Origin of the sequence: Burkholderia sp. KCJ3K979 (assembly GCF_016759955.1) — a bacterium.
In the GTDB taxonomy this organism is placed as follows: domain Bacteria; phylum Pseudomonadota; class Gammaproteobacteria; order Burkholderiales; family Burkholderiaceae; genus Burkholderia; species Burkholderia orbicola.
In genome coordinates, this window is the sequence record NZ_JACFYV010000069.1 from 25,283 (window position 1) to 31,789 (window position 6,507).

General features: G+C 70.7%; 7 protein-coding genes. 5 read left to right on the forward strand and 2 right to left on the reverse strand.

The features are described from left to right. Positions 1–43: 43 nt before the first annotated feature. Positions 44–1,213: a cytochrome P450 gene (locus H3O04_RS17010; protein ID WP_202588105.1), complete on the forward strand. Its 1,170-nt coding sequence runs from the start codon at positions 44–46 to the stop codon at positions 1,211–1,213. A 15-nt stretch (positions 1,214–1,228) separates the two neighbouring features. On the opposite strand, the gene H3O04_RS17015 is transcribed toward H3O04_RS17010, so the two are convergent. Both H3O04_RS17015 and H3O04_RS17020 read right to left on the reverse strand, forming a co-directional pair. Then, positions 1,229–1,555 (reverse strand): superinfection immunity protein, encoded by a 327-nt coding sequence (locus tag H3O04_RS17015; protein ID WP_124591870.1) that lies wholly within the window; start codon positions 1,553–1,555, stop codon positions 1,229–1,231. 90 nt (positions 1,556–1,645) lie between these two features. Next, positions 1,646–2,065, reverse strand: a complete 420-nt coding sequence (locus H3O04_RS17020) for a rhodanese-like domain-containing protein (RefSeq protein ID WP_124591869.1) — start codon at positions 2,063–2,065, stop codon at positions 1,646–1,648. A 114-nt stretch (positions 2,066–2,179) separates the two neighbouring features. On the opposite strand from H3O04_RS17020, the gene ftrA reads away from it, so the two are divergent. The 4 genes from ftrA to H3O04_RS17040 all read left to right on the forward strand — a co-directional run. Further along, positions 2,180–3,142 carry a transcriptional regulator FtrA gene (ftrA, locus tag H3O04_RS17025; protein WP_006480801.1) on the forward strand — a complete coding sequence of 321 codons (963 nt, stop codon included), beginning with the start codon at positions 2,180–2,182 and terminating at the stop codon, positions 3,140–3,142. An 86-nt stretch (positions 3,143–3,228) separates the two neighbouring features. Next, positions 3,229–4,305 carry an NAD(P)H-dependent flavin oxidoreductase gene (locus H3O04_RS17030; protein WP_202588106.1) on the forward strand — a complete coding sequence of 359 codons (1,077 nt, stop codon included), beginning with the start codon at positions 3,229–3,231 and terminating at the stop codon, positions 4,303–4,305. A 77-nt stretch (positions 4,306–4,382) separates the two neighbouring features. Next, on the forward strand, positions 4,383–5,837 hold the full coding sequence (locus tag H3O04_RS17035) for a M20 family metallopeptidase (RefSeq protein ID WP_006480804.1): 1,455 nt from the start codon (positions 4,383–4,385) through the stop codon (positions 5,835–5,837). A gap of 60 nt (positions 5,838–5,897) precedes the next feature. Beyond that, a partial coding sequence (locus H3O04_RS17040; RefSeq protein WP_202588107.1) for a malate/lactate/ureidoglycolate dehydrogenase occupies positions 5,898–6,507 on the forward strand: 610 nt, incomplete at its 3' end.

Consider the following 6,507-nt stretch of genomic DNA (forward strand, 5'->3'; position numbering starts at 1 on the left):
CATCCCGAAACATGCGGCGGCGCACTGCGCCGATACTGAGCGCATGAACCCGACCGATCCCATTGCCGCGGTCACGCACCGCGATCCCTATCCCTATTACGCCGCGCTCGTCGACGGGCCGCCGCTCGCGTTCGACGCCACGCTCGGCCTGTGGGTCGCGAGCCGCGCGGCGGCCGTGACGGCCGTGCTATGCCATCCGGCCTGCCGCGTGCGCCCGCTCGACGCGCCGGTGCCGCCCGCGTTGCGCGGCACGACAGCCGGCGCGCTGTTCGGCGAACTGGTGCGCATGAACGATGGCGCGTCGCGACACGACGTGCCGAAGGAGGCGTTGCGCGCGGCGTTCGCGCCGATCGATACGGAGGCATTGCGCGATCGCGCGGAGGTGCTCGCCGCGCGGCGGTTGCCGGCGCCCGGCGATGCCGACGCGCTGAACGTGTGGTGCATGACCGTGCCCGTGGGCGCGGTGGCCGATCTGCTCGGTTTCGACGAAACGCAGCTCGACGACATCGCGGCGCGCGTCGTCGAGTTCGTCGCCGCGCTGTCGCCGCTGTCGGATGCCGCGGCGCTGGCGCGCGCGAGCGACGCTGCGCGGCATCTGCTCGACCGGATGACGGAACGTGTCGCGCAGTCGCGTGCGCACGACGGCACGTTGGTCGCCGCGGTGCAGCAGGCGGCCCGCGCGTCGGGCTGGCACGCGAGCGGCGCGCTGGTTGCGAATCTGGTCGGGTTGTTGTCGCAGACGTGCGAGGCGACCGCCGCATGGCTCGGCAATGCGCTCGTGGCATGGAACGGCGACGTGGGCGACTCAGGCGGGGTGCCGGATGCGGCCGCGCTCGATGCATTCGTTGCCGAAGTCGGGCGTTTCGATACGCCGGTGCAGAACACGCGCCGCTTCGTCGCGGCACGCACGACGATCGAAGGCGTGAGCGTTGAAGCCGGCGACGCGATCCTCGTCGTGCTGGCCGCGGCGAACCGCGATCCGGCCGTGCACCGCGATCCGCACCGGCTGACGCCCGGCCGCCCGGCGGGGCCGAATTTCGGCTTCGGCACGGGGCCGCATGGGTGTCCGGGAGAGCGGATCGCACGGGCAGTGACGGCGGGGGCGTTCGCGGCGCGGTTGCGCGCGGGCGGCTGGCCGCCGCGCGACGCACTGAAGTGGGATTACCGCGCGTCGACCAACGTCAGGATGCCGAAGTTCGACGCGAATCGGTGAAGGGGAAGGCGGGACTTAACGGCAGCCTTGCTTTTCCGCCCATTGCTCCTGGGCGGCGACGCGGCGCTGCACGCGTTCGACGAGGCCGGTCGAGAAGGTCCGCATGCTGACGCCGCGGCGCTTTGCCAGGATCGTTTGCGCGACGTCGGTGCGCGGGTTCGGCTGGCACGCCCAGTACAGCGTCATCAGCCAGCCGATGCCCGTCCACCCGAACAGCGCGTTGAACATCGCGATCGTCAGCTTGTCGTGCCGGCCGCGCCGGTCGGCAATGACGGCCGGCAGGAAATAGAGCGCGATCGCCGCGACTGAACCGGCCACTTGAATCAGGACTGCATCATGCATGGTGCTGCTCCGTCCGAACTGCAATGAGGCTGATTGTCGCGCTTTTTCCGTTTGTGTGCCGGCAATTGATTGTTGCGCTTTTGGTGACGATCAGGCGGCTTCGGCGTCCGCCGGCTGCACGTCGTTGCTCAGCGCGAAACCTTCGTCGAGCCAGCCCGTCACGCCGCCGATCATCAGCTTGACCGGGCGGCCGAGGCGCGCCAGCTGGATCGCCGCGCGCGCGGCGCCGTTGCAGTGCGGCCCCGCGCAGTAGACGACGAACAGCGTATCGGCCGGACAACCGGCGAGCTTGCTTTCGATGATCTTGCGGCGCGGCAGGTTGCGCGCGCCGGGCACGTGGCCGGCGGCGAACTGGTCGGGGCCGCGCACGTCGAGCAGCACGAAATCGGGCGTGCCGGACGCGAAGGCGTCGTGCACGTCCCAGCAATCGGTCTCGAAGCGCAGCGAGGCCTCGAAATGCGCGAGGGCGGCGGCGCTGTCGGCGGCAGGGACGTCGGTGACATGGGACATGGTCGGGCTCTCCTGGTTGAGCGGGCACGGAACGCGCCGCAATGAAGGGCAGTATCGCGGTTCGGCGCGTTTTGCGGCAGTGGCGCGATCGACAAGTTCCGGTAACATCGCGCCATGCACAATCATCTCGTCGTCGCGCTCGCCTACGATCGCCTCTGCACGTTCGAATTCGGCTGCGTGGTCGAGCTGTTCGCGCTCGAGCGCCCTGAACTCGGCGTCGACTGGTATCGCTTCGCGGTCTGCGCGAGCGAGCCGGGGCCCGTGCGCGCGGCGGGCGGCATTACCGTTGCCGCGCCTTACCGGCTCGCGACGCTCGATCGCGCGGACACCATCGTGATTCCGGGCTGGCGCGACCCGGACGAACTGCCGCCCGAGCCGTTGCTGAAGAAACTGCGGGCCGCGCATCGGCGCGGCGCGCGGCTTTGCTCGATCTGTTCGGGCGTGTTCGTGCTGGCGGCGGCCGGCGTGCTCGACGGCCTCACCGTGACGACGCACTGGCGGTATGCGGAACGTCTGCAGGCGCGTTATCCGGCGCTGCGCGTGAATCCCGATGCGCTGTACGTCGACGAAGGGCAGATCGTCACGTCGGCCGGCTCGGCGGCGGGGCTCGACATGCTGCTGCATCTGGTGCGCCGCGATCATGGCGGCGCGATCGCCAACCGCGTCGCGCAGCGCCTCGTGCTGCCGCCGCATCGCGACGGCGGACAGGCGCAGTTCGTGCCGCGTCCGGTCGCACCGGGCGGCACCGACCGGCTCGCGAAGCTGATCGACTGGATGCGCGCGCATGCGGCCGAGCCGCACACGCTGGCCTCGCTCGCCGCGCAGGCCGCGATGAGCACGCGCACGCTGCAGCGTCAGTTCGCGGATGCGACGGGGATGTCGCCGCTCGCGTGGCTGATCCGCGAACGCGTGAACGTCGCGAAGGACATGCTCGAAGCGCAGCCCGCGTTGCCGCTTGCGCAGGTCGCGGCGCGCGCAGGGTTCGGTTCCGAGGAATCGCTGCGCCGGCATTTCCGGCGCGTCGCGGCGACGAGCCCGGCCGCGTACCGGCGCGGGATGGATCGCGGCGGCACGTAGCGGGCGCGCTCGGTGCGGCCGCTCGTGCGCGACGATGAAAAGCACCACCGATGTGGCGAGGGCCACTCATACTAAAAGGGATTCCGATGACGATGCTGCCTTCCCGTTTGCCGTTGATCCAGGCGCCGATGGTCGGCTCGCTGAGCTCGCTCGCGATCGCCGTGTGCGAAGCCGGCGGGCTCGGTTCGCTCGCGTGCGCGGCGCTCGGCCCGCAGCAGTTGCGCGACGAGATCGCGGCGATCCGCGCGCGCACGGCCGCGCCGTTCAACGTGAATTTCTTCTGCCACGCGCCGCCCGCGCCCGATGCCGATGCCGAGGTCGATGCGCGCTGGCGCGCGGCGCTCGCCGGCTACTACGCGGAAGCCGGGCTCGACCCGGCCGACGTGAAAGGCGGCCCCGGCCGCGCGCCGTTCGACGATGCGATGTGCGCGGTCGTCGAGGAACTGCGGCCGGCCGTCGTGAGCTTCCACTTCGGACTGCCGGACGACACGCTGCTCGACCGTGTGCGCCGCACGGGCGCGCAGGTGGTGTCGTCCGCGACGACCGTCGAGGAGGCGCGCTGGCTCGATGCGCGCGGCGTCGACGCGATCGTCGCGCAGGGGGCGGAGGCCGGCGGCCATCGCGGGATGTTCCTGACCGACGATATCCACGCGCAGCCGGGCCTGTTCGCGTTGCTGCCGCAGATCGTCGATGCCGTACGCGCGCCGGTAATCGCGGCCGGTGCGATCGCCGACGGGCGCGGCATCGCGGCCGCGTTCGCGCTCGGCGCGAGCGCGGTGCAGATCGGCACCGGCTATTTGCTGACGCCGCAAGCCGGTCGTTCGGCCCAGCATCGTGCGGCCGTGCGCGCCGCCCGCGACGACGGTACGCGCATCACCAACCTGTACACGGGCCGCCCCGCGCGCGGGCTGCTGACGCGCTTCATGCGGGAACAGGGGCCGATGAGTGCGCTCGCGCCCGCGTTTCCGCTCGCGACGGCCGCGGTCGATCCGCTGCGCGGCGCGTTCGAGCGGCAGGGCCGCGACGATTTCTCGCTGCTGTGGTCGGGCGAGGCCGCGGCGCTCGCGCGCGAAGAGGATGCGGGTGAGCTCACGCGACGGCTATGGCGCGACGCGCTCGCCTGCGCGGCCGGGCTGCGCGACGCGTTTCCGAACGCTGGCTGAACGGCCAGGCGGGGCGCCGGCAGGGGAGCATCGGCGTATGATCTGGGTTTTCGTCAGCCCGATCCAGGCACCCCACCATGACTTCCGTCGACACTACCCCCGTCCTCGACCATGACAAGCTCGTTACCTTCATCGAGCGCAAGTGGAACGATGAAATCCTCCATGCGCTGACCGACTACATCGCGATCCCCGCGAAGAGCCCCGCATTCGACCCCGACTGGGCGAAGCGCGGCTATCTCGAGCGCGTCGTCACCGACGCCGCGCAGTGGGCCGAGCGGCAACCCGTGAAGGGCCTGAAGCTCGAAATCGTGCGCCTGCCGGGCCGCACGCCGGTGATCTTCTTCGAGTCGCCGGCCACCCGCTCGGGCAGTACCGACACGATCCTGCTGTATGGCCACCTCGACAAGCAGCCCGAATTCGACGGCTGGCGCGCGGACCTCGGCCCGTGGACGCCGAAGTTCGAGAACGGCAAGCTGTATGGTCGCGGCGGCGCGGACGACGGCTATGCGATCTACGCGAGCCTCGCGGCGCTCGGCGCGCTCGACGAGCAGGGCATCGAGCGGCCGCGCTGCGTCGGCCTGATCGAGACCTGCGAGGAGTCGGGCAGCTACGACCTGCTGCCTTACGTCGACGCGTTGCGCGACCGGCTCGGCCAGGTATCGCTGGTGGTGTGCCTCGATTCGGGCGCGGGCAACTACGACCAGATGTGGCTCACCACGTCGCTGCGCGGCCTCGTGTCCGGCGACCTGCAGGTCGAGGTGCTGGAAGAAGGCATCCACTCGGGCGTGTACGGCGGCATCGCGCCGTCGAGCTTCCGCGTGATGCGCCAGTTGTTCGAACGCCTCGAGGACGCGAAGAACGGCAATCTGCTGCCGGGCGCGTTCCATTGCGAGATTCCGTCGAGCCGCGTGCGCGAAGCCGAGGCCGCCGCCGCGATTCTCGGCGACACGGTATGGAAGGGGCTGCCCTGGGCGTGCGGCCAGGACGGCAAGCCCGTGCTGCCGACCACGACCGACCCGCGCGAGGCGCTGCTGAATTCGACGTGGCGTCCGTCGTTGTCGGTCACCGGCGCGGCCGGCATGCCGGCGCTCGCCGATGCGGGCAACGTGCTGCGTCCGCGTACCGCGTTCAAGCTGTCGCTGCGGCTGCCGCCGCTCGTCGACGCCGCGCAGGCGGTGCAGCAGCTGAAGGAATTGCTCGAACTCGATCCGCCGTACAACGCGAAGGTCACGTTCAAGCCGGACGCCGGCGCCGCGACGGGCTGGAGCGCGCCGGATCTCGCGCCGTGGCTCGCGTCGTCGCTCGACGCCGCATCGCGCCGCCACTTCGGCGCCGACTGCGCGTACATGGGCCTCGGCGGCACGATCCCGCTGATGAACGTGCTTCAGGAAGGCTTTCCCGCCGCGCAATTCATGGTGTGCGGCGTGCTCGGGCCGAAGTCGAACGCGCACGGCCCGAACGAGTTCCTGCACGTGCCGTACGCGAAGAAGCTCACGGCGGCGGTGGCCGACGTGATCGCGACCGCGCGCTGATCGTCGCAGCATCGGACGTACCGATTGCCCGACCCGAACCGACTGGATGGAGTGTTGCCGATGACCGCACTGCCGACGCCCGATACCGCACCGCTGCGCATGCGCGCCGAACCGCTGCATGCGTTCGTCGCGGCACTCTGGGAACGGGCCGGCAGTAACCCGCGCGAAGCGACGCTCGTCGCCGATCACCTGGTCGGCGCGAATCTCGCGGGCCACGATTCGCACGGGATCGGGATGATCCCGAATTACGTCGCGTCGTGGCGGGAAGGGCAGTTGCAGCTGAACGGGCACGCGTCGATCGTGCGCGACGGCGGCGCGGTGCTGACGATCGACGGCGGGCGCGGCTTCGGCCAGGTGATCGCGTTCGAGGCGATGGTCGAAGGGATCGAGCGCGCGCGGCGCATGGGCATCTGCGCGATCGGGCTGCGCGACGTCCATCACCTCGGCCGCATCGGGCACTGGGCCGAGCAGTGCGCGCACGCGGGGCTCGTGTCGTTCCATTTCGTCAACGTGCCGGGCGACCTGCTGGTCGCGCCGTTGCACGGCACCGATCCGCGTTTCGGCACGAACCCGTTCTGCGCCGCGTATCCGCGGGCCGGCAAGCCGCCGCTGCTGCTCGATTTCGCGACGAGCGCGATCGCGTACGGCAAGACGCGGGTCGCGTACAACC

Bases quoted from the DNA above. Each gene is read 5' to 3' on its own strand.
- H3O04_RS17010 (WP_202588105.1), top strand. From the start codon at position 44: ATGAACCCGACCGATCCCATTGCCGCGGTCACGCACCGCGATCCCTAT.
- H3O04_RS17015 (WP_124591870.1), bottom strand. From the start codon at position 1,555: ATGCATGATGCAGTCCTGATTCAAGTGGCCGGTTCAGTCGCGGCGATC.
- H3O04_RS17020 (WP_124591869.1), bottom strand. From the start codon at position 2,065: ATGTCCCATGTCACCGACGTCCCTGCCGCCGACAGCGCCGCCGCCCTC.
- ftrA (WP_006480801.1), top strand. From the start codon at position 2,180: ATGCACAATCATCTCGTCGTCGCGCTCGCCTACGATCGCCTCTGCACG.
- H3O04_RS17030 (WP_202588106.1), top strand. From the start codon at position 3,229: ATGACGATGCTGCCTTCCCGTTTGCCGTTGATCCAGGCGCCGATGGTC.
- H3O04_RS17035 (WP_006480804.1), top strand. From the start codon at position 4,383: ATGACTTCCGTCGACACTACCCCCGTCCTCGACCATGACAAGCTCGTT.